25 protein-coding genes and 1 tRNA gene are annotated in these 26,129 nt (G+C 61.7%); 7 read left to right on the forward strand and 19 right to left on the reverse strand.

From position 1 onward, the window contains the following. Positions 1–187: 187 nt before the first annotated feature. From Q390_RS0106920 to ffh, 19 genes are all read right to left on the reverse strand, one after another. On the reverse strand, positions 188–502 hold the full coding sequence (locus Q390_RS0106920) for a phage head closure protein (protein ID WP_027995402.1): 315 nt from the start codon (positions 500–502) through the stop codon (positions 188–190). Next, positions 499–774, reverse strand: coding sequence for a head-tail connector protein (locus Q390_RS0106925; protein ID WP_027995403.1), 276 nt, complete (start codon positions 772–774; stop codon positions 499–501). Before Q390_RS0106925 ends, Q390_RS0106920 begins: the two co-directional genes overlap by 4 nt. An 8-nt stretch (positions 775–782) precedes the next feature. Next, positions 783–2,285: a terminase large subunit gene (locus Q390_RS0106930; RefSeq protein WP_027995404.1), complete on the reverse strand. Its 1,503-nt coding sequence runs from the start codon at positions 2,283–2,285 to the stop codon at positions 783–785. Beyond that, complete coding sequence (locus Q390_RS0106935) at positions 2,282–2,743, reverse strand: hypothetical protein (RefSeq protein ID WP_027995405.1); 462 nt, start codon at positions 2,741–2,743, stop codon at positions 2,282–2,284. Before Q390_RS0106935 ends, Q390_RS0106930 begins: the two co-directional genes overlap by 4 nt. Next, complete coding sequence (locus tag Q390_RS19080; RefSeq protein WP_084153811.1) at positions 2,740–3,195, reverse strand: HNH endonuclease; 456 nt, start codon at positions 3,193–3,195, stop codon at positions 2,740–2,742. The genes Q390_RS0106935 and Q390_RS19080 overlap by 4 nt, the downstream gene beginning before the upstream one ends. Next, complete coding sequence (locus Q390_RS0106945; protein WP_027995406.1) at positions 3,192–4,394, reverse strand: phage portal protein; 1,203 nt, start codon at positions 4,392–4,394, stop codon at positions 3,192–3,194. The genes Q390_RS19080 and Q390_RS0106945 overlap by 4 nt, the downstream gene beginning before the upstream one ends. Beyond that, positions 4,391–4,951 carry an HK97 family phage prohead protease gene (locus tag Q390_RS17840; protein ID WP_051603101.1) on the reverse strand — a complete coding sequence of 187 codons (561 nt, stop codon included), beginning with the start codon at positions 4,949–4,951 and terminating at the stop codon, positions 4,391–4,393. Before Q390_RS17840 ends, Q390_RS0106945 begins: the two co-directional genes overlap by 4 nt. Positions 4,952–4,954: 3 nt before the next feature. After that, positions 4,955–6,169 (reverse strand): phage major capsid protein, encoded by a 1,215-nt coding sequence (locus tag Q390_RS0106955; protein ID WP_027995407.1) that lies wholly within the window; start codon positions 6,167–6,169, stop codon positions 4,955–4,957. 246 nt (positions 6,170–6,415) lie between these two features. Next, on the reverse strand, positions 6,416–6,616 hold the full coding sequence (locus Q390_RS0106960; protein ID WP_027995408.1) for a hypothetical protein: 201 nt from the start codon (positions 6,614–6,616) through the stop codon (positions 6,416–6,418). Then, positions 6,613–6,945, reverse strand: coding sequence for a TubC N-terminal docking domain-related protein (locus tag Q390_RS0106965; RefSeq protein WP_027995409.1), 333 nt, complete (start codon positions 6,943–6,945; stop codon positions 6,613–6,615). The genes Q390_RS0106960 and Q390_RS0106965 overlap by 4 nt, the downstream gene beginning before the upstream one ends. Beyond that, entirely contained in the window at positions 6,946–8,325 is a 1,380-nt protein-coding gene (locus Q390_RS17845; protein WP_425423937.1) for an AAA family ATPase, read from the reverse strand. It lies immediately after the preceding gene. After that, positions 8,322–8,780 carry a CHC2 zinc finger domain-containing protein gene (locus Q390_RS0106975; protein ID WP_027995410.1) on the reverse strand — a complete coding sequence of 153 codons (459 nt, stop codon included), beginning with the start codon at positions 8,778–8,780 and terminating at the stop codon, positions 8,322–8,324. Before Q390_RS0106975 ends, Q390_RS17845 begins: the two co-directional genes overlap by 4 nt. Beyond that, positions 8,780–9,199 carry a hypothetical protein gene (locus Q390_RS0106980; RefSeq protein WP_027995411.1) on the reverse strand — a complete coding sequence of 140 codons (420 nt, stop codon included), beginning with the start codon at positions 9,197–9,199 and terminating at the stop codon, positions 8,780–8,782. The genes Q390_RS0106975 and Q390_RS0106980 overlap by 1 nt, the downstream gene beginning before the upstream one ends. Positions 9,200–9,208: 9 nt before the next feature. After that, positions 9,209–9,418: a helix-turn-helix transcriptional regulator gene (locus Q390_RS0106985; protein WP_051603120.1), complete on the reverse strand. Its 210-nt coding sequence runs from the start codon at positions 9,416–9,418 to the stop codon at positions 9,209–9,211. Positions 9,419–9,918: 500 nt separating this feature from the next. Next, the gene (locus Q390_RS17850; RefSeq protein WP_342666087.1) at positions 9,919–10,839 is read right to left on the reverse strand and encodes a tyrosine-type recombinase/integrase; all 921 of its coding nucleotides are present in this window, start codon (positions 10,837–10,839) and stop codon (positions 9,919–9,921) included. Positions 10,840–10,888: 49 nt separating this feature from the next. After that, entirely contained in the window at positions 10,889–11,080 is a 192-nt protein-coding gene (locus tag Q390_RS20630) for an Arm DNA-binding domain-containing protein (protein ID WP_342666088.1), read from the reverse strand. Positions 11,081–11,286: 206 nt separating this feature from the next. Further along, a tRNA-Ser gene (locus Q390_RS0106995) sits at positions 11,287–11,374 on the reverse strand. 67 nt (positions 11,375–11,441) lie between these two features. Beyond that, positions 11,442–13,742 (reverse strand): NADP-dependent malic enzyme, encoded by a 2,301-nt coding sequence (locus Q390_RS0107000; RefSeq protein WP_037472407.1) that lies wholly within the window; start codon positions 13,740–13,742, stop codon positions 11,442–11,444. A gap of 268 nt (positions 13,743–14,010) precedes the next feature. Then, positions 14,011–15,384 carry a signal recognition particle protein gene (ffh, locus tag Q390_RS0107005; RefSeq protein WP_027995414.1) on the reverse strand — a complete coding sequence of 458 codons (1,374 nt, stop codon included), beginning with the start codon at positions 15,382–15,384 and terminating at the stop codon, positions 14,011–14,013. A gap of 91 nt (positions 15,385–15,475) precedes the next feature. Between ffh and Q390_RS0107010 the strand changes: the two genes are divergently transcribed. The 7 genes from Q390_RS0107010 to Q390_RS0107040 all read left to right on the forward strand — a co-directional run bounded on the left by Q390_RS0107010 (position 15,476) and on the right by Q390_RS0107040 (position 25,967). Continuing rightward, positions 15,476–16,273: a cytochrome C assembly family protein gene (locus Q390_RS0107010; RefSeq protein ID WP_027995415.1), complete on the forward strand. Its 798-nt coding sequence runs from the start codon at positions 15,476–15,478 to the stop codon at positions 16,271–16,273. Beyond that, complete coding sequence (locus tag Q390_RS0107015; RefSeq protein ID WP_027995416.1) at positions 16,270–16,491, forward strand: PP0621 family protein; 222 nt, start codon at positions 16,270–16,272, stop codon at positions 16,489–16,491. Before Q390_RS0107010 ends, Q390_RS0107015 begins: the two co-directional genes overlap by 4 nt. A gap of 50 nt (positions 16,492–16,541) precedes the next feature. Next, positions 16,542–18,218: a sensor histidine kinase gene (locus Q390_RS0107020; RefSeq protein ID WP_027995417.1), complete on the forward strand. Its 1,677-nt coding sequence runs from the start codon at positions 16,542–16,544 to the stop codon at positions 18,216–18,218. Between the two features lie 15 nt (positions 18,219–18,233). Beyond that, positions 18,234–19,763 (forward strand): sigma-54-dependent transcriptional regulator, encoded by a 1,530-nt coding sequence (locus Q390_RS0107025; protein WP_027995418.1) that lies wholly within the window; start codon positions 18,234–18,236, stop codon positions 19,761–19,763. After that, entirely contained in the window at positions 19,744–20,367 is a 624-nt protein-coding gene (gene ampD / locus Q390_RS17855) for a 1,6-anhydro-N-acetylmuramyl-L-alanine amidase AmpD (protein ID WP_037472409.1), read from the forward strand. The genes Q390_RS0107025 and ampD overlap by 20 nt, the downstream gene beginning before the upstream one ends. Positions 20,368–20,646: 279 nt before the next feature. Beyond that, on the forward strand, positions 20,647–24,606 hold the full coding sequence (locus Q390_RS20290) for a ribonucleoside-diphosphate reductase subunit alpha (RefSeq protein WP_027995419.1): 3,960 nt from the start codon (positions 20,647–20,649) through the stop codon (positions 24,604–24,606). A gap of 206 nt (positions 24,607–24,812) precedes the next feature. Then, a complete protein-coding gene (locus Q390_RS0107040) occupies positions 24,813–25,967 on the forward strand; it encodes a ribonucleotide-diphosphate reductase subunit beta (protein WP_027995420.1) in 1,155 nt (384 codons plus the stop codon). Positions 25,968–26,129: the final 162 nt, after the last annotated feature.

Here is a 26,129-nt window from a genome sequence, read left to right on the forward strand (position 1 = left end):
CTTACTGGCGTCTTTGGTCAAATAAAAAAGCGCCTCAAAGGGCGCTTTTTTATATTCTGGCGGAGGCTGTGACCGCCTACTATCTAGCATTCATGCGGGTTTCAAGCCATTTACTAGATTTATCCCACCATCATTCCCACCTAAAAAAAGTGGCTGCAAAATAAAGTGCTTTAGCTAGTCTGGCTAATCAGCCGCGCACCAGCAATTGCAGCTCTTGGCGGGCGCTTTTGACGTGGATCACGCTGTCGATGCCGTATACCTTGCCATCGTGTCGCACCCGGTCAGCCGACGTAATGCCGGGGCGGTAGCGCAGTCGCACCCGTGCCGACACTTCGCTTTGCGCTTGCAATGCGGCCATGAATTCGCGCCCCACCAGCGGCTCAAAAGCGCACCAGACAGTGCAGACAGGCACCCAGGCACCGGGGATGGGGTCGCCGTACTTGTCCACGCCTTCCTCCATGCGCTCAATCGTCACCCGTCGGTCTAGCTGGCCCGACTTCACTGGTACACCCGGTACGGTGCCAACAGCCGCTCAAACGCACGGTTATCGGTCAGGGGCCGGTCTGTTTGGCTCTCGCGCCACAGGTACAGGTCACCCACCAGCAGCAGCGCGGCAGACTTAATCGGCGCGGGCGCGGTGTTGTCCAACGGCACAGGGCTGTTGATGTGGTCGCCTACGGCAAGGGTCGCCGCAGCGATCAGGCCCAGCAGCAGCGCATCTTCGGCGTCGTCGTCAACCCGAAGGTGAAGTTTGGTTTCTTGCAGTGTCAGCATTTGAATGTTCAAACAAAAGTAAATGAATCAAAAGAGGTGCCCACGGCAGCCTCAGCGCGGGCGGCAGCACCCATAGCCATGGCAAGGGCCTGCATCCCGTCAATGCGGCCCGTGCTGCGGCTCTTGTCCAGCTTGCGCGCGCCGGTCGGGTCTTTGGTCACAGTGGCGTTAGCCGCGCACATGGTCAACACGGGGTGTCCACCGTGGGCAAGCCGGCCATTCAGCAATTCGGCCTCCAGCGCATCCAGGGCGCCGCCCATGTCTTTCCAGCCTTGGCCCCAAGGGATCAGCGGCAGGTCAACATCAATGCGGTCGAACTCGCGTTTCAGCTCGGCCATCTTCCAGCGGTCGAACGCCACCGCGTGCACGTCTAGCCCGCTCAGAATCTCGGCAATGTCGTGGGCCACGTAGGCGTAATCCACCGTGGCCCCCGGCGTGGTGCGTAGGTGGCCTTGCCGGTGCCACACGTCGTAGGGCGCACGGTCACGGCGGGCGCGGTCTAGCAAGCCTTGTTCAGGCGTCCAAAAGTGGGGTTGCACGTGCCAAACGCCATCGATCTGGCCAATCACGACAAGCGCGGTCAGGTCAGTCCGCATAGACAGATCAAGACCGCACCAGACGGGCGCATCGTCCAGCGGCTGAACCCTTGCACTGCAAGCCTTCCACACCCCCGGCGAGACATACGGGCTATCGGTGCTGACGCGGTTGTTCAGCAGCAGGTTGCGCGCGCTGTTTTCCATGCTCGGCATCCGCTGCGCTTGCGTCATCTGCTCGCGTAGGTCGTCCAGGCTGCGGAACAGACCCAAAGCGGGATTGGCCGCTTTCCACGCTGATTCGTCCATCAAGTCGCAGCCCTCGGGCGCGGCGTACAGGTGGCACACAATGCGCGGGTCTTGGCTGGTCTTTGCGTCGTCGATCCACACGCTCAATAGGTCGGCGTCGCTGGCAGATTGGGTGCTTATAGCTATCAATAAAGGAGCATCATGGGCACCTTGACTTGTCGTAATGGCATCGATGAAGTCGCTTTGCGGGCCTCGCACCTGGCCGATTTCGTCAAGGATGGCCAGCACCGGGGACAGGCCGTGTGCCGTCTTGCCGTCAGCAGCAAGGGCGCGGTATTCGGTATTGAGGGGCAGGCCCAGCAGGCGCTTGCCGGATGGCACGATCCGCACCACGCTGGACAGCTTCGGGGACAACTGCACCATCTTGCTGGCCAAGTTGAAAACGAGTGCGGCTTGGTCGCGGCTCATGGCACCAGACACGATCTGGCTGTTTTGCTTGGCCTCGGGGCCGACCAGGTGGGCCAGCAGCAGGCCGGCGATCAATCCGCTCTTGCCGTTCTTGCGGCTCACGCTCAGGATGGCGCGGCGCGTGCCGGCTGGGTTGTCGTACACGTCACGGATGAACTGCTTTTGAAACTCTGCCAGCTCCATGGGCTTGCCGACGTGGGCGCCATCTGGGGTCAGGCAGTGCGTTTCAATGAAGCGGATGACGCGGGCGGCGCGGGTCACTTCACCGCCCGCAATGTTGGGATCAGGTCGTCGCCGTCGTCTTGGCGTGCCTGGCGCTCCAATGCCGAACCCTTGGCGATGTTTTCGGACTGGCCTACGGTGGCCAGCGTGTGAACCATCAGCAGGCGGGCAAGCGTCACGGCACGGCGCGTCAGGTTTTCCACGATGGCGGCAAGCGGGTGGGCCTTGTCACCCAGCAGATAACCCTCAGCGTCTAGCGTGGCTTGCAGCGCTTCAATGTCTGCCTGACACCGCGCCAAGTTTCCAGCCGTCACCAGGTCGGAGCCCGTCCAGGTATCGCGGGGACGGGCCGTCACGATGGCATCCCAAAACGGGAGATCACCCGGGCGCAAGTTGACGTGCGCAGGTGGCGGCAGTGGCCCCAGCGCGGCCGCTTGGCTGGCAGCGATGGCAGCGGCAGCACTGTCGGAGCGGGCACGGCGGGGGGTGATTTTCACAGGGCGTTTTTCCAGTTAGCGGTTGCGTTGTGGGAAGGGTCGGTCTGGTGCGCAGGGTCGCTGTCGATTTCTGGCGCGTCAATGGCCCGTGCAGCCACCAGATCAGCCCGTATCGCGTCATACCAGCCGTGGCAGGGGTCTAGCGGCATACCGTCTGCGTCGCAGCCGTAGCGCACCGTCTTGCCTTGCTCCTTTGCCGTTTTGCGCGAGTGGCATTCATGGCACAGCGGTTGCAGCGACTCGGGGCGGTTGTCGTCCGCACCGTTCATGTGATCCACGTCGGTGGCAATGACAGTCAACCCACGGGCGGTGCAGTGGCGACACAGCGGTTCACCGGCCAGCACACTGGCGCGCAGCTTTTGCCATGCGTAGCCGTTGAGCTTGAGCGTGCGCCGTGGGTCAGCATCCCGCCCGGTGCGCTTGGTCGCGGACTTGAGTAGTGCGGCTGTCATTGTTTGCTCGGGTACGGTTGGGCGGCAGGCACGGCGGTGGTGGTGCTCACCATGTCGTCCAGGCCGGGGATAGCGTCGAGGTTTTCAAAGGCGCGGGCCTCAGACGGCAGCATCCAGCCAGACGCAATGCCGCTCGAATAGAACGCGGCGCGGGTGGTGGTGTCGCCGCGAAGCAGTCCTTCAAGCGAAAACTCGCTGTACAGCGTGCGGGCGGCGGCGGGTGTCAGCAGTTGGCGGTTAATCGCGCCTTCAATCGCGCTCAGGTGGCGGCCCAGCGTGTGAACGGCGAACCAGCGATTCATGCTCTCACTGACGCTGTAGTTGGCATTGGAGAGGTCCCCGATCATGATGGGCGGCACCTTGAAAATGCGCGCCACTTCCTGCACCGTGTGTATGCGTGAGGCGATGTAGTCGCTGTCTGCCAGCGACATTGATATGGGCGTGTACTGGGTGCCCTCTTCGAGAATAGGGACCTTGCCGGCGTTCGATCCACCTGCGTGCTGGGTCTGCCAGCTTGCCGCGATGGCAGTGCGTTGCTCAGGGCGCAGCTTGCCGGCGAAGTTCAAGATGCCGCTTGCGCGGGTGCCGTTGTCCCACGTGCTTTGGCCATGCTGTGCCTCAGCTTGGGCCAGCTCAATCACAGCGCGCGCGGCTTGGATGGGACTGACGCCGATCAGTGGGTCGGTGCCAGCACGGTGGCGCAAGTGGAACACCTCGGCGGGCAGCAGGCGCTCACGCCGGCCATCCCGGTCGGTGTAGTCGTAGCCCCCGATGGCCTCACCCCGGCGCAGCACCTGCACCCGGTCGGTCACCAGTGGCCACAGCGAGGCAACTTGGCCGGCGTTGTCGCGGGTGACGCGGGCGTAGGCGTTGCCAGTCAGCAGCATGGATGAAACCATCCACTCCCAGAACTCGGTGGCGCACTGTTGATCGTTGGGCGTGCGGTGCAGTACCGATGCCAGCGGGTGCCCAGCGGCGATGGTGCGGTCGCCGTTGTCGCCGCGCTGGTACAGGCGCAAGGGCAGCGATCCGATGGACTCAGCGATCAAAGCCACAGCGGCATACACGGCGGCGATGGATTGGGCGGACTCAGGCGTGACGTGGCCAGCAGCGGTAAGGCTAGGCCAGCCACCGACGCCGATGGGGGCACTGCGGCGCTCTAGGCCGATGGCAGACAAGGCACGGGTGATGATGCTCATATGCAGGTATCCAGCCAGCGCAGCGCGTTAGGGCGGTGGCTGAAAATGAAGCTGTTGAGGTCGCGGGCGTCCTCGATGGCCTTGCGACTGCGCAGCGCGACTTCGGTCGATTGGTAGGCGGGCCACGCTTGCACCACGCTGATTTCATGCAGCTCTACGCTGCGCAGCTCGCGTGTGTCGCCGTTCCACGATTCTTCGGTCGCAATGAATCCGAAGCTCATCCCGCCCAAGTCGCCGCGCTCGGCCAGTGCGATCACGTCGCGTGCGGCAGCGGTGTCGGGGAGGTGCAGCTCAAACTTCAAGCCCTTGCTGTCTTCGGACAGCCTCAAAGAACCGCTGCGGGTGCGGCCCAGCAACACATCAGCGCGGTGGTCGAGTAGTGCCAGCACGTCCCGGCCACTGGCAAGCGTCTTGGCAAAGGCACCGGGGGCGATGCGCTCAGTAAAGCCACCGATGGCCGTGGGCACGCCGTAGGTCGCTGCATATCCGCTCAAGGTGCGGCCACTGGCAGTTACGCCAGCAGCGGCACCCCGGCGCTCAATGTCCGGGGCGCTCATGGCTTAGGCGATGGCCAAATCGTCGATCACGACAAACGCATCTTCACGGCGCGGCACCATGTCCAACGTCGTGAGAATACGCACCTGCACCGCGCCGCGTGAGAACGGGCCTTCCGCGTACAAATTGGTTACCACGTCCAAACTGCCCCACGTGCCCAAGAACATCTCGGAAAAGTCGCCCAAAATCATGCGGCCTTTGGCAGGCGTGCCGGCCTTTTTAGCCAGTTGGTTTGTGACTGCCACCGGCACGCCGGCCAATTGGCCACCGTCCAACAGGTAGCCGGGGAGGCCAGCTTCGCGCAGGGTTTTGCGCAGCACGGTCGCCACTTCGGGATGGGTCAGCCATGCGTTAGGCGTGATGTTTTTGAGGGCCAAACCTTGCAGCACTGCCAGCACCGTGGCCCAGCTCAGGGTGGCCAGCGTGCCGGTGCCGGTGGCAGCAGTCAGCAAGCCCTTGGGCTCTTTCACGCCGTCGCCGTGGATCATTGCCTTGTCCACTGCCAGCGACACGACGTTGATGAAGTCGTCGCGCACCAGTTGTTCAATCGCTGGATTGGACTGTTGCAGGAGCTGGCGGCTCAGTTCGGTAATCGCGCCGACGTGCTTGGGGCGCAAGTTGATGCTGTTGAACGTCAGGCCGCTATCGGTCAGGGCGTCACCCTCAGCAAGCCATTGGGCGGAGCTAGTGGTGGCTTGTCGGGGAATGGTCACGTCGCCGCGTAAGCCGGGCAACACGCGGGCACCCAGCGACTGCACCACCATGCTGTTGCGCAGCAAGCCGACAAACTGGTCGGGGCGGAAGTCGGGCGGCACTACGCCAGCGGCGGTGGTGGTTGTCTGCGCAGCGCGGCTTTCAAACAACGACGTGGGGATCAGCACGCCCTTGGCTTGGACACCTTGGCGCTTTTGTTCCTGGTTGAACTCAGCCAGTGCGCCGGTCAAGCTGCGGTTTTCCGAGTGGGCGGCGATGGCGTCAACCAGACTGATATGGCCTTCCAGCTCGGCGCGGCCCTTGTCAGCCACGGCGCCTAAAGAACGTCGCTCGGCATCTTCGACAAACACGGCGCGGGCCTCTTGGCTTTCCAGCGACACGATCTCAGCTTTCAGCTTGTCAAAGGCGGCAGTGGCTTCGGGCGTCAGGTTAGGCGTGCTGGCCAGCAGGGCGCGGGCTTCGGTGACTTTGGCGGCGCGGGCTTCGCGGATGGCGTGCAGTTGCATGTGGGCAATTCTTTCTTGGTGTTGCCCAGATACGGGCGGTTGAAACACTGTTAGAAAACACAGTTATTGAAAGAATTATCCACTATCAGGCCATTTATTGAAAGAATCTTTCACAGAAACCCGCCTTTTCATTGATTTATTGCCGTCCTTTGTGCTATGGGCGGTGGTTTCTTGCGCGAAGTGGGCGGCGGGCGTAAAAAAACCCGCTCGGGGCGGGCTGGTGTGGTCAACTTGACCGGGCGTCTATTAACTGGCCTCGGCTTCGGTCTGGTGGTGTTCGCAGCGGAACTTTGGATAAGGCTGTTTCCGGATGACCATGGGGCGGTCGTATTCGTCAAGGTGGTGGATGACGATGCTCACCAGGTTGAAGCATGTCGGCTCGTTCTCAGCGGGCGCGGCATTGAAGGCTGCACAGTTGGCGCAGGTGCGTTTGGCGATGGATTTCATGGTCGGTCTTTCTGGTTGATTTCGTTGAAGTAGTCGAGGAGGTCTTGGCGCAGGTGCAGCGGCGTGGCCAGCACGTCCAGGCGCATTTGCTCGCGTGCGACTTCGCCGTCGTTGAAGTGGTCGCAGCGGCGCATAGCGGCGGCCAGCAGGCGGTGGGTGGTGCGGCTCGAATCCAGCAGCAGTTGAATCAGGGCGGCTTTGTGCTGGCGAATGTCGGCGCGCATGGCGTCAGTAAGGCGGTCAGCGCGCCCTACGACAAGCCCGTCGCCGTCAACGCTCAGGACAACACCGGCGCGGTGCAAGTCTTTGTAGAGGTCGAAGGCGATCATTTAGAAGCGCTCCTCCTCAATCACGTAGGCCCGTCCATGCGCGTCAACTTGCTCAACTTGTCCAACTTGTCCAAGATTTGAAGGTTGGACAACATGGACAAGTTGCTTGGACAAGTTCGATTTTTCGGGCAACTTGTCCATCATGTTGTCCAACGCCTGAAAGTTGGACAAGTTGGACAACATGGATTTTTCAACAGGCGGCAGTGGCAGAGATTCCGGCTTAAACCAGTACCACGATCCATCAAGCTTTCGCTTCTTGATGCCAAGGCAATCGGAGGCGCGGCGCACAGTGCGCCATGCGATGCCAGCGCCTTTTGCTTCGGCCTCTACGTGCTTGGATGGGGCGGAGCCATCCTTCAGCAATTCCAGTAAGAATTCTTCGGTCTCATCTTTGGCTGAATTGTCTGCACTGTCCTGCGGCGTGTCGTCTGGTTCGGTCAGCAGCTCGCGCGCGGTGCCCTCCACCGCCTTGCCCCATGCAATGCGCGAAGCCTGAATTCCAGGCAGTGGCTCGCACTGTTCCAAGTGGTACTGGAAGCCGCCATCGTCGGGGCCGATATTGGACTTGCTTCGCGCCAAAATGCGGGTGTCTTGGTTGTCGTCGTCCTGCACTTTGGCTGCCACCAGCACCACGCGCGCCACGGCGGCAAAGGCCACGCTGCCGATAACGCGCTGCGCTGGGTCAGTGCCTTGTCCGCCCTTGGAAAAGTGGGTAATGCCCAGCACGGCGCAGTCGCACGCGGCGGCCAAGTCCACCAGCGGCTGCAATGCGCGGCGCACTTCGGTGTTTTTGTGACTGTCGCCAGTAACAGCGCTCACCACCGGGTCGATCACCAGCAGCTTGATACCGCCGATTTGTTCAATCGCGGCCAGCAACTGCCCCAAGTCGCGGGATGGGTCAAACGGCACCACCTCACCGTCGCGGCGCGCGCCATCAATAAAGAAGCAGCGATCCTTGTCGGCACCAGCGGCCAGCAGGCGGGGTAGCAGCGTGTCTGCTGGGTCATCCTCTCCACTCCAAATTAGGATGTTGCCCGTGTCGCTACGCGATCCATCTGGCCAGCGCCCGCCGATAGTCAGGGTTGCAGCGATGGCCAGCGCGATAGTGGTCTTGCCTTGGCCGGGGGCACCCGCCAATAGGTGAAATTTGCCCAGTGCAAGCCAGTGCGTCCACAGCCAGCGCACGGGCTGCGGGGTCAGGTCAGCGCCGCATTTCAGGATGACGCTATCGCGCATCAGGCGCGGTGCAGCAACAGGCGCAACGTCATCAAAGCCGTCGTCCAAAGACGCAAGCGGAGGGAATGCGGGGTAACTGCCCTCAGCGTCCAAGCGTGCGGCCAGTTCGTTGATGTGGTCTTGTTTTTGTTTATTGGTTTTCACTTGAACATCTCCACCACGCGAGTGATGCGGCCAGCGCTTTGCAGTACGCGCTTGCGTTCGTCATCGGAAAGAACCACGCCAAAAGCCACGTTGCCGGCGGCGACTGCCACCAGCATTGCTTCGCGCTCCAAAAGCTGCAAAGCGTCACGCGGCGACATTGCCGTCGGCTTGTGTTGGACGGCGGGGCGCCCATCGTCAACCCACGCGCCCAAGGCTTTGGCCGCGTCGATAAATTCCAAGCCATGCGCGGCTTGGTGGTAGGCCAGCACGTCGCCGCCTTTTTCGTCGCAGGCCATGCACATGAAACCCCCGGTTTCAGTGTTGACGCGCATGGAATCGCTGCCGCCGTGGAATACGCACTTGGTGGTGCGCCACTTGCCGCGACTGGTGAAGATCAAGCCTTCGGATTCGTAGTAGCTGACGGGGTCAGGCAGTTGGTTGCGGTCGAAGCTCATTACTGGCCCTTTTCCATGCGCCCGGCCTGCATTGCGGCTTGCTCCATGTGACGGTGGGCGGCACTGCCAGCTTGGACGCGCTGCGCCATCGGGAAAATGCGGCCACTGGCAGCGGCATCAACTACCTCAGCACAGCAGGCAATGGCGGACAAAATCCCAATGGCCACGCTAGGGCCGAATTTGCATGGCGCCTCCAAGCCAATTTCAGAATCAAGCTCGCGCTGGCCCAACATGGCGGTCAAGGTGTGAATGCCTTGCACGGCACTGCTCAGGCGGGCCACTGACTGCGGGCACAGATAGACAGCGCTGTCGCCGGCCAGTGCCTCGAAGCTGTCAGCAAAGGGGAAGGTGGGGAAGGTCTCGGGCGCGGCTTCAGGTACACCGGCGGCTGGCGTTGCGCCATTTGTGAATGCTTGCATGGTGTCCCCTTACTTGCCGATGGTGGCAATGAGGGAGTCGATATCGCTTGCGCGCCAGACGGTCACTCGCGGGGACAGCTTGATCCCTGCCGGGTACTTGCCAGCCTTCACGCCGGCCCACCAGGTAGAACGGCCAATAGGGAGGATTTCGAGGATGCTCGGCTCGCGCAGGAAGCGGTCGCCTTGGATAGAGCGGTTGCGCTCAGTGGTTGCAGTCATGTTGTGTCTTTCAAACGATTTATGAAAGTCACCCATGCCCTAGCGCACGGCAAAGCTTACTGTTTACAAGTACAGCATTGCTTTATCGGAACGCCGTATTAGAATCTGAGCCGTCCCTCTCACAAGACATCTCAAACCCTTTTTGGGCTTGGGTAACAAGGCCCCCTATGCGTTGACGCGCTTAGGGGGTTTTGCTTTTTGGGCGGACGAATAACGTCCAATTGCAAAAAGCAGGGCGAATGCTAGCAGAGTTTTTAACGAGCTATTTGCCTCCTGAAAAATAAAGTTGGCATGTGCATCACATTTTCAACATCTTGTTTAATTCCATTTACATCAACCACTTAGCCTAGCCTAATAACGGTTGATTGTTGTGCTCTATTAATCAACCAATATGGCTTGTCACAGCTTTATGAACATTGTTCAGTTATTCCCATTGATGCCCCTTGATGCCCCTTGATTCAAGATTGCACTCAAATTGAATACAAATCTCATTAGCCGCATTAGCCATTAGCCACACCCTCGCAGTAGTTCGCCCACGCTTGCATCAAGGCGCGCCGCCTCTCCAGTGCGTCGCCGCGCCGATAGGCTGCCTCCACCTTTGACTCCAACGCGTGCGCCAGCGCTTGCTCGGTTAGGTCACGGGCGAAGTCGGTATGTTCAAACGCCCAGTCACGAAAAGAACTGCGGAACCCGTGAGGCACGCACACATCACCCTCAGCGTCCTTAAACGCCATGCGCCGGGTGATAGCCGTCAGGCTCATGTCTGATAGTTGACCGCCACGGGGCGCAGGAAACAGCAGTTCGGTGCCCTCGATACGCGGCAGGCTCTCCAGCAGTTGAATGGCGGGTTGGCTTAACGGGACGCGGTGCTCCTTGCCCGCCTTCATGCGCTCGCCTGGCACAGTCCAGACAGCCGCCTCCAGATCAATCTCGGCCCATGTGGCACCACGCACCTCTGCGCTGCGTGCGGCTGTCAGGATGACGAACTCCAGGGCGCGGGGTGATATGCCTTCACGCTCGCGCAGTGCAGCCAGGAATGCCGGCATGTTTGCTACTGGCACGGCGGGATGGTGGCGCACCTTGGCAATCTTGCCTGGCGCGGGGAGTAGCTGGTCTAGGTGGCCTTGCCAGCGCGCTGGGTTGTCGCCTTGTCGGTAGCCTGCTGCGCTTGCCCAGGCCAGCACCTGCTCTATGCGGCCTCGAACGCGGGTGGCGGTGGCTGTCTTGGTTTTCCAGATTGGGCGCAGCACCTCCAGGACGTGGGACTGCCTGACTTCATGCACCAGGGTGCTGCCAAAGGTGGGATAGACGTAGGTCTCGAACGTCGAGGGCCACTGTGCCCGATGCTTGGCATTGCGCCAGGAATCAGAATGGGCCTCGATGTAGGCAATTGCGCATTGCTTGAATGTTTTTTGTAGCACTGCCTGCGCTTCACGCTCACGGCGGGACTGTTTGCGCTGCGCTACTGGGTCAACACCATGGCGGCTCTCTGTACGGGCCCGCCCGTGCCTTTTGTCGTGCTGTAGCCAGTGTGACTAGAGGGAAGCCTCCCAGGCCCATTTCACGGCGCTTGCCGTCAACATTGACGCGCACCAACCAGGAACGAGCGCCAGACACAGACACGCACAGGTACAGGCCAACAGCACCGCCTACAGCGTGCATGCCCGGCTCAGTCAGGTTAGAGACTGCCAGCGCAGACAGCTCTTTTGCGATACGTGCCACCAAATCCCCCCATTGATCCCACCTAAAAAAGGTGGATTGGGTGGGATTGTATGGGACTAACTTGGACTAACGCTAGACCCATTCCCTCTGTAGCTATGGAAATCAACCACTTACGGGACTAATTGGGACTAACTTTTATGGTCATCTGGCGGAGGCTGTGAGATTCGAACTCACGGACAGTTTCCCGTCGGCAGTTTTCAAGACTGCTGGTTTAAACCACTCACCCAAACCTCCGAATGGCAAGCGCGTATTCTAGCCGCCTGCCGAGGGCCTCAAAGGCAATTGCTACAACGCGCCCTGCTTAGCCTTTCTGGTTCGCCGCCGCATCGGCCGCTGCCAGCGCCGTCATGTTGAGCACGCGGCGCACGGTGGACGAGGGCGTCAGCACATGGGCGGACGCAGCACAGCCCAGCAAGATCGGGCCAATGGTGGTGCCATGTCCGCCGGTGGTTTTAAGCACGTTGAACAAGATATTGGCCGCGTCTAGGTTGGGGCAGATCAGCACGTTGGCTTCACCGTGCAGCGTGGCTTCCTCGACGATGCGACCGCGCACAGTCTCAGACAGGGCGGCGTCACCGTGCATTTCACCATCGCATTCGATGTGCGGTGCAGCCTCGACGAACAGGTCACGGGCGCGGCGCATCTTGAGCGCGGAGGGGCGGCTGGACGAGCCGTACATCGAGTGCGACAGAAACGCCACCTTGGGCGGCACGCCAAAGCGCTGCACTTCTTCGGCGGCCATCAAGGCAATGCTGGCCAGCAGTTCGGCGTCCGGGTCTTCGTTGATATAGGTGTCGGCAATGAACAGGGTGTGCTTTTCCAGCATCAGCGCGTTCAGGGTGGCAAAGCCTGGTGCGCCCTCTTTCAGACCCAGCACCGCCTGGACATGGGCCATGTGGCCATCAAACTTGCCGACCAGGCCGCACAGCATGGCATCGGCATCGCCGACATGCACCATCAGGGCGGCAATCAGCGTGTTGGAGCGGCGCACCGCCGCCTTGGCCGCTTCGGGCGTGACGCCGTTGCGCCCCATCAGGCGGTGGTAGGTTTCCCAATATTGGCGAAAACGCGGGTCGTCATCGGGGTCGCACACCTCGATGTTCACACCCGGCTGCAGGCGCAGGCCCGCAGCGGTGATGCGCGCCTGGATGACGGCGGGACGACCAATCAGGACCGGCCGGGCCAGGCCGTCGTCGATAGCGGTTTGGGCGGCGCGCAGCACACGCTCGTCTTCGCCTTCGGCGTAGGCGACGCGCTTGAGGTTGGCCTTGGCAGCGGCAAACACCGGGCGCATGAACATGCTGGTCTGGTAGACAAAGCGCTTCAGGCTGTCGCGGTAGGCCTCGATGTCGGCAATCGGGCGCGTCGCCACGCCGGACTCGGCAGCGGCCTGGGCCACGGCGGGGGCAATGCGCAAAATCAGGCGGGTGTCAAACGGCGTGGGGATCAGGTAATCTGGGCCAAAGCTGAGCTCCTGGCCGACGTAGGCGGCAGCCACTTCGGGGCTCATTTCTTCCTTGGCCAGGTCGGCGATCTGGCGCACGCAGGCCAGCTTCATGGCCTCGGTGATCTTGGTGGCACCGCAGTCCAGCGCGCCGCGGAAGATGTACGGGAAGCACAGGACGTTGTTAACCTGGTTCGGGTAGTCCGAGCGGCCAGTGGCCATGATGCAGTCCGGGCGCACCGCCTTGGCCAGCTCGGGACGAATCTCGGGCTCGGGGTTGGCCAGCGCCAGGATGATCGGCTTGGCGGCCATGGTTTTCAGCATGTCGGCGGTGAGCACGCCCGGGGCCGAGCAGCCCAGAAACACGTCCGCCCCATGCACCGCATCGGCCATGGTGCGCGCCTCGGTCTTTTGCGCAAAACGCGCCTTGGACTCGTCGTAACCGCCGGGGCGGCCTTCGTAGATCACGCCCTTGGAGTCGCACACATAGACGTTCTCAATGCGCACGCCCAGGCCGACCATGACGTTCAGACAAGCCAGCGCCGCTGCGCCGGCGCCGGAGACGGCAATTTTGACGCTGCCAATGTCCTTGCCGACCAGTTCCAGGCCATTGAGCAGGGCAGCGCTGGAGATGATGGCGGTGCCGTGCTGGTCGTCATGGAACACCGGGATGTTCATGCGTTTGCTGAGTTCGCGCTCGATGTAGAAGCACTCCGGCGCCTTGATGTCTTCGAGGTTGATGCCGCCCAGCGTGGGCTCCAGCGCAGCAATCATGTCGATCAGCTTGTCCGGGTCGTTCTCGGCCAGCTCAATGTCGAACACATCGACCCCGGCGAATTTCTTGAACAGACAGCCTTTGCCTTCCATCACCGGCTTGCTGGCCAGCGGGCCAATGTTGCCCAAGCCCAGCACCGCCGTACCGTTGGTAATGACGCCAACCAAGTTGCCGCGTGCCGTGAAGTCAAACGCCAGCGATGGGTCGGCCTGGATGTCCAGGCAGGGATAGGCGACGCCAGGGGAATAGGCCAACGAGAGGTCACGCTGGTTGGACAAGGGCTTGGTCGGGTTGACCGCAATCTTGCCCCGCTGGGGGCTGCGGTGGTATTCGCGGGCGGCTTCGCGCAGGGCCAGTTCGGCGGCGGAGAGGGTGTTATCCACAAGAAACTCCTGATGACGTCAACAACAAAAAAAGGGGGAAAGCGCGGCGAATGCAGAAGCAAAAACGGTGCAGGGGGCTGCAATTTTCTACCTAAAAGGGCGTGCACGGCACACAAATTCCGCAGTTTTTCAGCAGCAGCAGCGCTTTTCAGCTATTGAAAAAATAGCATTCAGCGCTGTAAAGCAGACTATTTCAGATGGTTTTATCTGTGAAACTATTGCACAGCAAGCGCTTGAAGCTCCTATTTAAATAGCACGTAGTGGCTACTCAAAAAGGCATCTTGGGCATACCGCCCAGGCCTTTCATGCCGCCCATCTTCTTCATCATCTTCATCAAACCGCCGCCCTTCATCTTCTTCATCATGTCCTGCATCTGCTCGAATTCTTTCAGCAGGCGGTTGACTTCTTGCACCTGCACGCCAGCGCCGTTGGCAATGCGTTTTTTGCGCGTGGCCTTGATGACTTCGGGCTTGCGCCGCTCCAGCGCAGTCATGCTCTGGATGATGCCTTCCTTGCGTTTGATGTCTTTTTCAGCCTTGTCCATGTCCATGGTGCCGGCCTTGGCGCTGAGTTGCGCCGGCAGTTTGTCCATCAGGCTGGACAAGCCGCCCATCTGCTTCATCTGCTGTATCTGGCCGAGAAAGTCGTTCAGATCAAAGCCGCTGCCGCTTTTGACCTTGGCGGCGAGCTTTTGCGCCGCTTCCATATCGACGCCGGCTGCGACTTGCTCGACCAGCGCGACGATGTCGCCCATGCCCAGAATGCGCCCGGCGTGGCGCTCGGCATCAAACACTTCCAGACCGTCGATTTTTTCGCTGGTGCCGGCAAATTTGATCGGCGCGCCGGTGATCTGGCGCACCGACAGCGCCGCGCCGCCGCGCGAGTCGCCGTCTAATTTTGTGAGCACGATACCGGTCAGCGGCAGTGCTTCCTTGAACGCCTTGGCGGTGTTAATAGCGTCCTGGCCCTGCATAGCATCGACGACAAACAGGGTTTCCACCGGTTTGAGGATGGCGTGCAGTTCCTTGATTTCCTGCATCAGCACATCGTCGATGGCCAGGCGGCCAGCGGTATCGACCAGCAGCACATCAAAGTAATGCTTTTTGGCGTAGTCCAGCGCCGCCAACGCAATGTCGCGCGGCTTTTGCTCAGGTGTGCTGGGAAACCATTCGGCACCGGCCTGCTTGGTCACCATCTTCAGCTGCTCGATAGCGGCCGGGCGGTAGACGTCGCCCGAGACTGTCAGCACTTTCTTTTTGCGCTTTTCAATCAGGTGCTTGGCGAGTTTGGCGGTGGTGGTGGTCTTGCCCGCGCCTTGCAGGCCGGCCATCAGGATGACGGCGGGCGGCTGGGCGTTGAGGTTGATGTCGCTGACGCCCTCGCCCATGGTGGCGGCGAGTTCGCGGTTGACGATGCTGACCAGCATCTGGCCGGGCTTGAGCGAGCCGAGCACTTCTTCGCCCAGCGCCTTTTCTTTGACGCGGGCAATGAAGTCACGCACCACAGGCAGGGCCACGTCGGCTTCGAGCAGCGCCATGCGCACTTCGCGCAGCATGTCCTGGACGTTGGATTCGGTGATGCGGGCCTGGCCACGCATCTCCTTGACGAGACGCGTGAGTTTGTCGGTAAGGGCGGAGGCCATGTCAGTAATTCCGGGTAGACCCGCGGCCAGGCGCTGGCAGGCGGGTGGGGGGCCCGGCTGCAGGCAGCGGGCGAAAGGTAAACTGTGACCCATGATTTTACCCAGTGCATCCCCGATCAGTCTGCTGCTTGGACTGGCCGCAGCCGCCGCCTACGCGGTGCCGGCGCTGGCGGCCGCGCGTTTGCAGGCCAGCGGCGCCCGCGTGGCTTTATGGACGGCGTGGGTCTTGCACGCCGCCACGCTGGCCTGGAGCATGGTCGGCAGCACGCCGCACTTTGGCTTTGCGCCAGCGCTGTCGATCACCGCGTGGCTGGTGCTGACGGTGTATGGCGTTGAGCGCCAGTTATTTCCCCAATTGCAGGCACGCCGCACGCTGGCCGCCCTAGGCGCCTTGGCGGTGCTGCTGGCGCTGGTGTTTCCCGGCCAACCGCTGCATGGCGCGGCCTCACCCTGGCTGCCCCTGCATCTGGCGCTGGGCATTGCCTCTTACGGCCTGTTTGCGGCGGCCGTGGTGCATGGCGCCATCATGGCGCGCGCCGAGCGCCGTATGCGCCTAGCCGTCGATCCCGACAGCGGTATGCCACTGCTGACGCTGGAGCGCTTGACTTTCCGTTTTGTCACCGCCGGTTTTGCCCTGCTCACGGCCACGCTGGTGGCGGGTCTGCTGTTCAGCGAGGCGCTGTATGGACGCGCCTGGCGCTGGGACCACAAAGCCGTGTTCTCCGTGCTGTCATGGCTCACCTTCGCCGCCCTGCTGCTGGGGCGCTGGCGCTTTGGCTGGCGCGGGCGCACCGCCCGGCGCATGTTGTACGTCGGCGCGCTGCTGCTGCTGCTGGCGTATGCCGGCTCGCGCTTTGTGCTGGAAGTGTTGCTGGAGCGCAGCCTGTGAAATATCTGGTGTTGTTCCTGGTGCTGGCCTTGGTCTATGCCGTCTGGCGCAGCCAGAATCGTCCCAGCGCCCCGCCCCCGCGCGCGCGTCCACCGCTGCCCGCACCGCAGGACATGGTGGCCTGCCAGCGCTGCGGCCTGCACCTGCCGCGCTCAGAGGCTGTGGGCAGCGGCCAGCGCCACTATTGCTGCGCCGAGCACCAGCGCAGCGATGCTTAACAACCTGTTGACGCTGGCGCGCGCCGGCGTCCCGTCAGTGCCCGGTACGGATGCGCGCTGAAGACCCGTCTTTTTTGCGCCTGTGGCATGGCTTTCTGACCGGGCGCATCCTGGTCGCCCTGGCTTTGCTGCTACTGCAGGGGCTGGGTCAAGCACTGAGCCACAACACCCAACCGCTGGAGTTGTCGGTGTCCCTGGCCTACTTGGCGGCCACGGTGCTGCTGCGCTGGCTAGGCCACGCCACAGCACCAGCGCCCTGGGCCGGGCCGCAGTGGCTGCCCTCCCTCGGCGTCGATTTGCTGGCCGTGTCCGCACTGCAGCTGCTGCACACCGGCGGTCTGAATTTCACGCCGCTGTTTGGTCTGCCGATTTTGATGGCCGCCGTGCTGGGGTCGCTCACGCTGGCACTGGGCACCACGGCAGCGGTGACGCTGCTGCTGCTGGCCTGGGCGTGGTGGCTGGGCGCGCAAAGCGGGGGCGACGCCACATCGCACTACCTGCAATCGGCGCTGACGGGGACCGGTTACTTCATCCTGGCCTTTCTGGTGCACCACTTGGCCACCCGCCTGGTGCGCGAGCAGCAACTGGCGCAACACAGCCAGCGGGCGGCGCTGGTGCAAAGCCAGGTGAGTGCACTGGTGATGCAGAACCTGAGCGATGGCGTACTGGTGGTCGATGCCGAACACACCGTGCGCGTGGCCAACCCGGCAGGACTGCAGCTGTTGGGCAGCACCGGCAGCGTGGCACTGCCTTTCACCCTCGCGCAGACCGAGGTCTGGCAGCCGCTGCTGGAGCTGGTACGCCACACCTTTCATCAAAGCGCACCACAGGCCGCAGACGCCACCCTGCTCTCGCCCGGCCAAAGCCCGGTCGGCCTGCATATACGCACCTGCCTGACAGCACCACACAACGCCCTGGGCGAACCGTCCGGCGAACGCCTGTGCGTGATGTTTCTGCACGATCTGCGCGAAATGCAAGCGCGCCTGCGCACTGAAAAACTCGCCGCCATGGGACGCATGTCGGCCGCCGTGGCGCACGAAATTCGCAACCCCTTGGCCGCCATCGTGCAGGCCAATGCACTGCTGAGCGACGACCTGCACGACCCGATGCACCAGCGCCTGTCGGGCATGGTGCAAAAAAACGCCGATCGCCTGATGCGTATTACCGAAGAAATTCTGGACATTGCGCGCGTGCAGCACCAGATCGGCCACAGCACGCCCAGCGCCGTGGTGCTGGACGAGGCGGTGGCACACATCTGGCGCGACTGGCATGAGCACGACCCGAGACAGCGCATGGCCGAGGTGGCGTTCAGCACGGCCCAGACGCATGTCGAATTCGATCCCGAGCACCTACGCCGGGTGCTGTTCAACCTGCTGGACAACGCCTTGCGCTACCGCAGCGGTGCCCCTCAGTCGCTGCAACTGCTGACCCGCGTCAACCTGGCCGGCCAGGCCAGCGTGCAGGTGTGGAGCGATGGGGCACCGATGGACCAATCGGTCGAGCGCCACCTGTTTGAGCCGTTTTTTTCCTCCGAGAGCCGCTCCAGCGGTTTGGGCCTGTACATCTGCCGCGAACTGTGCGAGCGCCACGGCGGCGCCATCAGCTACCAGCGCCTGACGCGGCAGACACCGCGTGGTGATATCGATGGCAATGCCTTCACCATCCACTTTCGCAAGCCCAGCAGCCTGCAAGAATCGGCCTCGCTGTTTGACACCCTGGTGATCTGACCCACACTTCCTGCCATGAATGCCTCTGCTGCCTCCATCCTGGTGCTGGACGACGAACCCGACCTGCGCACGCTGTACGAACTGACTCTGCTGCGCGAGGGCTACCGCGTGGCCACGGCCGGCACGCTGCAGGAGGCGCGTGCGCAACTGCAGACGCAGCGCTTTGACGTGGTCATCAGCGACATGCGCCTGCCCGACGGCTTTGGCATGGAGTTGCTGCAAGAGCTGCGCGCGCAGCAGCGCAGCGAGCGTTGCATCGTCATGACCGCCTATGGCTCGGCAGAAAACGCCGTCGAAGCCCTGCGCTCGGGCGCTTTTGACTACCTGACCAAACCGGTCGATCCGAAGCAGTTTCGTCTGGTGGTGGCCTCGGCCGTGCAGGGCAGCGGCGGCATGTGGGCGACACACAATGCGGCGCGGTCACCCCAGGCCCGCCCCAGCCATGACAAACCCGACTGCCCGGACAACGCCAACGACGCGCTGGCCCGTCTGGTCGGCACGTCCGAGGTGATGCGCCATGTCAAGCAGCGCGTGCTGAAAATCGCCCACAGCATGGCGCCGGTACTGGTGCGCGGCGAGTCGGGCACCGGCAAAGAGCTGGTGGCGCAAGCCCTGCATGCCAGCAGCCAGCGCGCCAAAGGCCCGTTGATTGCTGTCAACTGCGGCGCCATCCCGGAAAATTTGCTCGAAGCCGAATTCTTTGGTGCGCGCAAAGGCGCCTACACCGGTGCCACGCAAGACCGGCCCGGCTATTTTCAGGCAGCGCAGGGCGGCACCCTGTTTCTGGATGAGATTGGTGACCTGCCGCTGGCCATGCAAACCAAACTGCTGCGTGCAATCCAGGAGCGCAGCGTGCGCCCGATTGGCTCAACCCAAGAAGAAAATGTTGATGTGCGCATCATCAGCGCGACGCACCGCGACTTGGCTGAAGAAGTGCAGAGCGGGCGCTTTCGGCAAGACCTGTACTACCGCCTCAACGTCATCGAGATCGTCATCCCGCCACTGCGCGAGCGCCGCGAAGACCTGCCCGCACTGTGCACCGCCCTGCTCGACCGCATTGCCCACGAATCAGGCTTGGTCGCGCCGGCACTGACACCTGCAGCACTGGCCGCGATTGCCACGCAGCCGCTCAAAGGCAATGTGCGCGAACTGGAAAACCTGCTGCACCGCGCCGTGGCCCTAAGCGACGGCGAAACGCTGCAACTCGAATGCGCAGCGCCGGCCGACACACCGCCAGCCACCCGCACCACAGCCGCAGCCCCGCTATCCTCTTCACCCCCTGCAGCGCCCGGGCAGCGGCCACCCGCTGGCGCACCCAGCGATTCCGGCGCTCTGGCCGACGCCGACCTGCCGCATGACCTGCAGGCCTGGCTGGACCAGCAAGAGCGCGACATTCTGGTGCGCGCTCTGCACGCAGCCGGCTTCAACCGCACCGCCACCGCCGCCCGGCTGGGCATCAGCCTGCGCCAGATACGCTACCGCATCGCCCGCCTGAACATTGCCGCGCCCCAAGACACCGAACCCCATGCCGACACCGAGCATTGATCCAACAGCTTCATCTGCCGCAGCGCCATGGGACGGCGGCTGGCACACCAGCGCCGTGCGCCAGCCCTCGCCCAACTTCGGCCCGCGTCCAGCCGGTGCGGTACTGGATTTGCTAGTGCTGCACTCGATCAGCCTGCCGCCCGGCGAATATGGCGGCGGCCAGGTGCAGGCACTGTTCGCCAACACCCTGGACTGGGACGCGCATCCGTACTTTCAGAGCATCCGCGGCTTGGCGGTATCAGCGCATTTTTTCATCACCCGCAGCGGCGAACTGTGGCAGTTTGTCGATTGCGAACAGCGCGCCTGGCACGCCGGGCGCTCGTGCTACCGGGGCCGCAGCCAGTGCAATGACGACTCGATTGGCATCGAGCTGGAAGGTCTGGAAGGCGATCCGTTTGAGCCGGCGCAATACACCACTCTGGTGCATTTGTGCCACGACCTGGCCGCGCGCTACCCGGTAGCGCACATCGCCGGCCACGAGCACATCGCCCCTGGCCGCAAGGCCGACCCCGGCGCGGGGTTTGACTGGCAGGCTTTGCGGCAGCAGTTGCAATGGGACGCCGCATGCTTTCCGAGTGCAGCGCCACCCCATAAACGCTATTAAATAAATAGCTAATACCGCACGTATCTCAAAGGCTAGAGGCTATTTTTATATGAATTGTGATTTTTGAATGCTTTTGGAGCGCAATAGCACATATTTGCCTTTGATTTAGGCGTCGAAAAAACTACGGCAAAACACCCATACACACTACAGGTAGCGTTTTGGGTGCAAAATACGGCTATATTTAGCGTGCGGAGTGAACCCCAATTCACCCGTGCGTTTTCTTTTGAGGGCGGCCCGCATGGCGCACGCTCTCCTCCTCACCCCTTGAACGAAAACGCCATGCCGTCAGCCCTGAACCCCCTTTCCACGCCCCTCGCCACCACCGCGCACGACAGTGCGCCTGGTGCGTTACCGGACTACCAAATCCTACGCCGCAACGGCGCGGTGATGCCGTTTGAGCCGCAAAAAATCGCCATCGCGCTGATGAAAGCCTTTTTAGGTGTGCATGGCACACAAGGCGCAGCGTCGGCCAGCGTGCGTGAAACGGTGGAAACGCTGACGCACAACGTCGTGCGTGCGCTGATGCGCTCGCGCCCCGGCGGCGGCACCTTCCATATTGAAGACGTGCAAGACCAGGTCGAACTCGGCCTGATGCGCGGCGGCCACCACGAAGTGGCCCGCGCCTACGTGCTGTACCGCGAGCGCCACGCCCAAGAGCGCGCGCGCCAACTGGCCGCCGCTGCGCCCGCGCACCCGGTGCTGCATGTGGTGGATGGCGCCAAGCGCTATCCGCTGGACATGGCGCGACTGCAAGCGCTGATTGCCGACGCCTGCTCGGGCCTCGGCGCCGATGTCCACGCCGCGCCGATTCTGAGCGAAACCCTGCGCAACCTGTACGACGGCGTGCCGGTCGATGAGGTCTACAAGGCCGCGATTTTGGCTGCGCGCACACTGATTGAAAAAGACCCGGACTACACCTACGCCACCGCGCGCCTGCTGCTGCACACCATCGCCAAAGAGGTGCTGGGCAAAGACGTGACACAGGCCGAATTGGTGACGGAATACACCAACTATTTCCCCCCATTCATCACCAAAGGCGTGGACGCCGAACTGCTCGACCCCGAACTGCTGACCTATGACCTGCCGCGTCTGGCCAAGGCGCTCAAGCCGGCGCGCGACTTGCAGTTTGACTACCTTGGCCTGCAAACGCTGTTTGACCGCTACTTTTTGCACATCCAAAAGACCCGCATCGAACTGCCGCAAGCCTTCTTCATGCGCGTGGCTATGGGCTTGGCGCTGAAAGAATCTGACCGCGAAGGCCGGGCGATTGAGTTTTATGAAGTGCTGTCGTCGTTCGACTTCATGTCCAGCACCCCCACGCTGTTCAACAGCGGCACGCTGCGCTCGCAGTTGTCCAGCTGCTACCTGACCACCGTGCCCGACGACTTGGGCGGCATTTACGACGCCATCAAAGAAAACGCCCTGCTGTCGAAGTTTGCCGGCGGCTTGGGCAACGACTGGACGCGCGTGCGCGCTTTGGGTGCCCACATCAAAGGCACCAATGGCGAGTCGCAAGGCGTGGTGCCGTTTTTGAAGGTAGTTAACGACACCGCCGTCGCCGTCAACCAATGCTTTGCGCCCGACACCGGTGTTTACACCGCGCAAGGCGTACGCCCGATCCGCGACATCCATCCCGGCGACTTGGTGCTGGGCCACAGCGGCCAATACCGCACCGTGACCGAGCGCATGGTCTACAACCAGCACGAAGCCATGCTGGCGTTGGACGTCAAACACAGTATCGAACCGCTGGAAGTGACTGACGCCCACCCGTTCTGGGCGATTCAAGGCGTGCCGCTGGGGCAAGCCAACGCCCGCAGCGACGCTTGGCTGAACAAAGGCAAAGTGCGGGCGCAGTGGGTCGAATCGGGCCAACTGCAAGCGGGCGACTACATCGGCTTTGCCATCCCGACGGAAGTGGTGCCGGTGGCGGGCTTCACCGAGGACGATGCGCGCCTGTACGGTATCTTGCTGGGCGATGGCCATCTGTCCAAAGAGGGTATGCAATGGGGCGTTTCCGGCAATCCGCAATCGGATGTGCATCTGGAGTTTGTGCGCGGCTATCTGCAAGAGCGCGGCATCCACAGCTGGGAAACTGGCCGGGGCACCACCTACGTGCAAATCCACTGGGCCTCTGGACGAGGCGTGCTGCGCGATGGCACCACCGGCCGCATCAGCTGCGCCGGTGCGCCCACGCTGGCGCTGGGCTATGACGACTTGTACGACGACGCGCACCAAAAGCGCATTGCCCCGCGCCTGAGCCACCTACCGCGCCAACACATGCTGGCCATGCTGCAAGGCTTGTTGGAAACCGACGGCTGTGTCTCGCGCGGCAAAGAACTGACCTTTACCTCCAGCTCCGAGGCGCTGGCGCACGGCGTGCGCTACCAAATGCTGCGCTTGGGGGTACCGGTTTCGGGCCAAAAGCGCACCCGCCAGCACCAGCACACCAACCTGCGCTCGGATGGCTCCAGCGCGGTGTTTGACCACACCGGCACCAGCATCGACCTGCGCATCCCCGCCGTAGGCGAGCTGGCCAAGCAGCTGGGTTGTCAGTCCGTCAGCAAGCGCAATTGGTTGGTGCGCGATGGCATGGTGTTCTCGCGCATCCGCGCCGTGCGCCCTATGGTGACCAAGCCGCTGGTGGTGGACTTGAAGGTGGACGTGGACGAGTCGTACCAAACCGTGGCCGGTTTGGCACACAACGGTGGCAAGCGCAAGGGCGCTGTTTGCACCTATTTGGAGACGTGGCACCTCGACATCGAGGAGTTTCTGGAGCTGCGCAAAAACACCGGCGACGACCGCCGCCGCACGCACGACATGAACACCGCCAACTGGATTCCCGACCTGTTCATGCGCCGCGTGATGGAAAAGGGTTCGTGGACGCTGTTCTCGCCCAACGACGTGCCTGATCTGCACGACCTGTTTGGCGCCGAGTTTGAGACTGCCTATGTCGCCTACGAAGCCCAAGCCGCGCGCGGTGAAATCAGCCCCTCGCGCACCATTCCCGCCAGCGACCTGTGGCGCAAGATGCTGACCATGCTGTTCGAGACCGGCCACCCGTGGATCACGTTCAAGGACGCGTGCAACGTGCGCTCACCGCAGCAACACGTTGGCGTAGTGCATTCGAGCAACCTGTGTACCGAAATCACGCTCAACACCAGCGACACCGAAACAGCGGTCTGCAACCTCGGCTCCATCAACCTGCCCCAGCACTTGAAGAACGGCAGCTTGGACCACGCCAAGCTGCAAAAAACCATCACCACCGCGCTGCGGATGCTCGACAACGTCATCGACATCAACTACTACGCGGTGCAAAAAGCCAAAGACTCGAACCTGCGCCACCGCCCGGTTGGCTTGGGGTTGATGGGTTTTCAGGACAGCTTGTACCAGCTGCGCATTCCCTACGCCTCAGAGCAAGCGGTGGAATTTGCCGACCGCTCAATGGAAGCGATTTGCTACTACGCCTACTGGGCCTCGACCGAGCTGGCGCGCGAGCGTGGTCAGTACGAGACCTACCCTGGCTCGCTGTGGAGCCAAGGCATTTTGCCGTTCGACACCATGGACATGCTGCAAAAAGCCCGGGGTGGCTATGTCGAAGTCGATCGCTCATCCACCTTGGACTGGGACGCGCTGCGCCAAAAAATTGCCCAAGACGGGATGCGCAACTCCAACTGCACCGCGATTGCGCCGACTGCCACCATCTCGAACATCGTTGGCGTCGATGCCTCGATTGAGCCGTGCTTTGGCAACCTATCGGTCAAATCGAATTTGTCCGGCGAGTTCACCATCATCAACGGCTACTTGGTGCGCGACCTGAAAGCGCTCGGCCTGTGGGACGACGTGATGGTGATGGACTTGAAGCACTTTGACGGCTCGCTGCGCCCGATTGACCGCATCCCGCAAGACATCAAAACGCTGTACGCCACCGCGTTTGAAGTCGAAACCACGTGGCTGGTCGAAGCCGCAGCGCGCCGCCAAAAATGGATTGACCAAGCCCAGTCGCTCAACATCTACATGGCTGGCGCCTCGGGCAAAAAGCTGGACGAGACCTACAAACTGGCGTGGCTGCGCGGTCTGAAAACGACGTATTACCTGCGCACCACCAGCGCCACGCACGCTGAAAAATCGACGGTGCAAAGCAGCAAGTTGAATGCAGTGTCGTCGAGCCAAGCTGCTGCGCCAGCCACCGACGTGAAGTTCTGCGCCATCGACGACCCTGGCTGCGAGTCCTGCCAATAGAGCGCTTTCGCGCTGACTGAGACAGATGTTGGGTTGAGTACAACCCAACCCACCAATACTACCAATCAAAAACAATAGCTGCTAGCGCACGTATTTAAAGGGCTAGATGCCAAAAACAGCATAAATTTGCACCGTAGATTGGGTTGTACCCAACCCAGCTGGCTGCTGCCTATCCACCGATCAGATCTCCAAACTGGAAAAAAACCATGTTGAATTGGGACGAAGAAGTCACCACCGCCTCACCAGCCGATGTAGAGTCATTTAGCCCTTTAGCCCAAGCAGAGTCTGCGCTAGCAGCTCCTGATTCGATAGCAGAACCCGCGCCGCCCGCCGCTCCCCTGCAACGCCGCGTCAACGCCGCTGACAAACGCATCATCAACGGCCAAACCGACGTCAACCAGTTGGTGCCGTTCAAATACAAATGGGCGTGGGAAAAGTACCTGGCCACCTGCGCCAACCACTGGATGCCGCAGGAAGTGAACATGACGCGCGACATCGCGCTGTGGAAAGACCCCAACGGCCTGACCGAAGACGAGCGCCGCATCATCAAGCGCAACCTCGGCTTTTTTGTCACCGCTGACTCGCTGGCGGCCAACAACATCGTGCTCGGCACCTACCGCCACATCACCGCGCCCGAGTGCCGCCAGTTCTTGCTGCGCCAGGCGTTTGAAGAGGCCATCCACACCCACGCCTACCAGTACATCGTCGAGTCGCTCGGCTTGGACGAGGGCGAAATCTTCAACGCCTACAACGAAGTCCAGTCGATTCGCGACAAAGACGAGTTTCTGATTCCGTTCATCAACGCCATCAGCGACCCGCTCTTTGCCACCGGCACGCACGAAAACGACCAGACGCTGCTCAAGTCGCTGATCGTCTTTGCCTGCCTGATGGAAGGGCTGTTTTTCTACGTCGGCTTCGCGCAAATTTTGGCGCTGGGGCGGCAAAACAAAATGGTCGGCGCGGCCGAGCAATACCAATACATCCTGCGCGACGAGTCGATGCACTGCAACTTCGGCATCGACCTGATCAATCAGCTGAAACTGGAAAATCCGCATCTGTGGACGGCGGAGTTCAAAGAAGAAATCAAGGCGCTGTTCATGACTGCCGTCGAGCTGGAATACAAATACGCTGAGGACACCATGCCGCGCGGCGTGCTGGGCATGAACGCCTCGATGTTCAAAGGCTACCTGCGCTACATCGCCAACCGGCGCGCCACGCAAATCGGCCTGGAGACGCTGTTTCCGAATGAAGAAAACCCGTTCCCCTGGATGAGCGAAATGATCGATTTGAAAAAAGAACGCAACTTTTTTGAAACCCGCGTCATCGAGTACCAGACCGGCGGCGCGCTGTCCTGGGATTGAGTGCTGCGCATGGCCTATGAGCCAAGATAGCCAAGATTTCTTACTCCCGCCCCTGTAGCACGCCACCATACTGTGGTGTGCGCGGCGTTTGCATAGTGAGGGGCGTGGATCGTATTTCGCATTTCATCACCATGGACGCTCCATACCCATAGACAATAGACG

This window comes from Simplicispira psychrophila DSM 11588 (assembly GCF_000688255.1).
GTDB lineage: Bacteria > Pseudomonadota > Gammaproteobacteria > Burkholderiales > Burkholderiaceae_C > Simplicispira > Simplicispira psychrophila.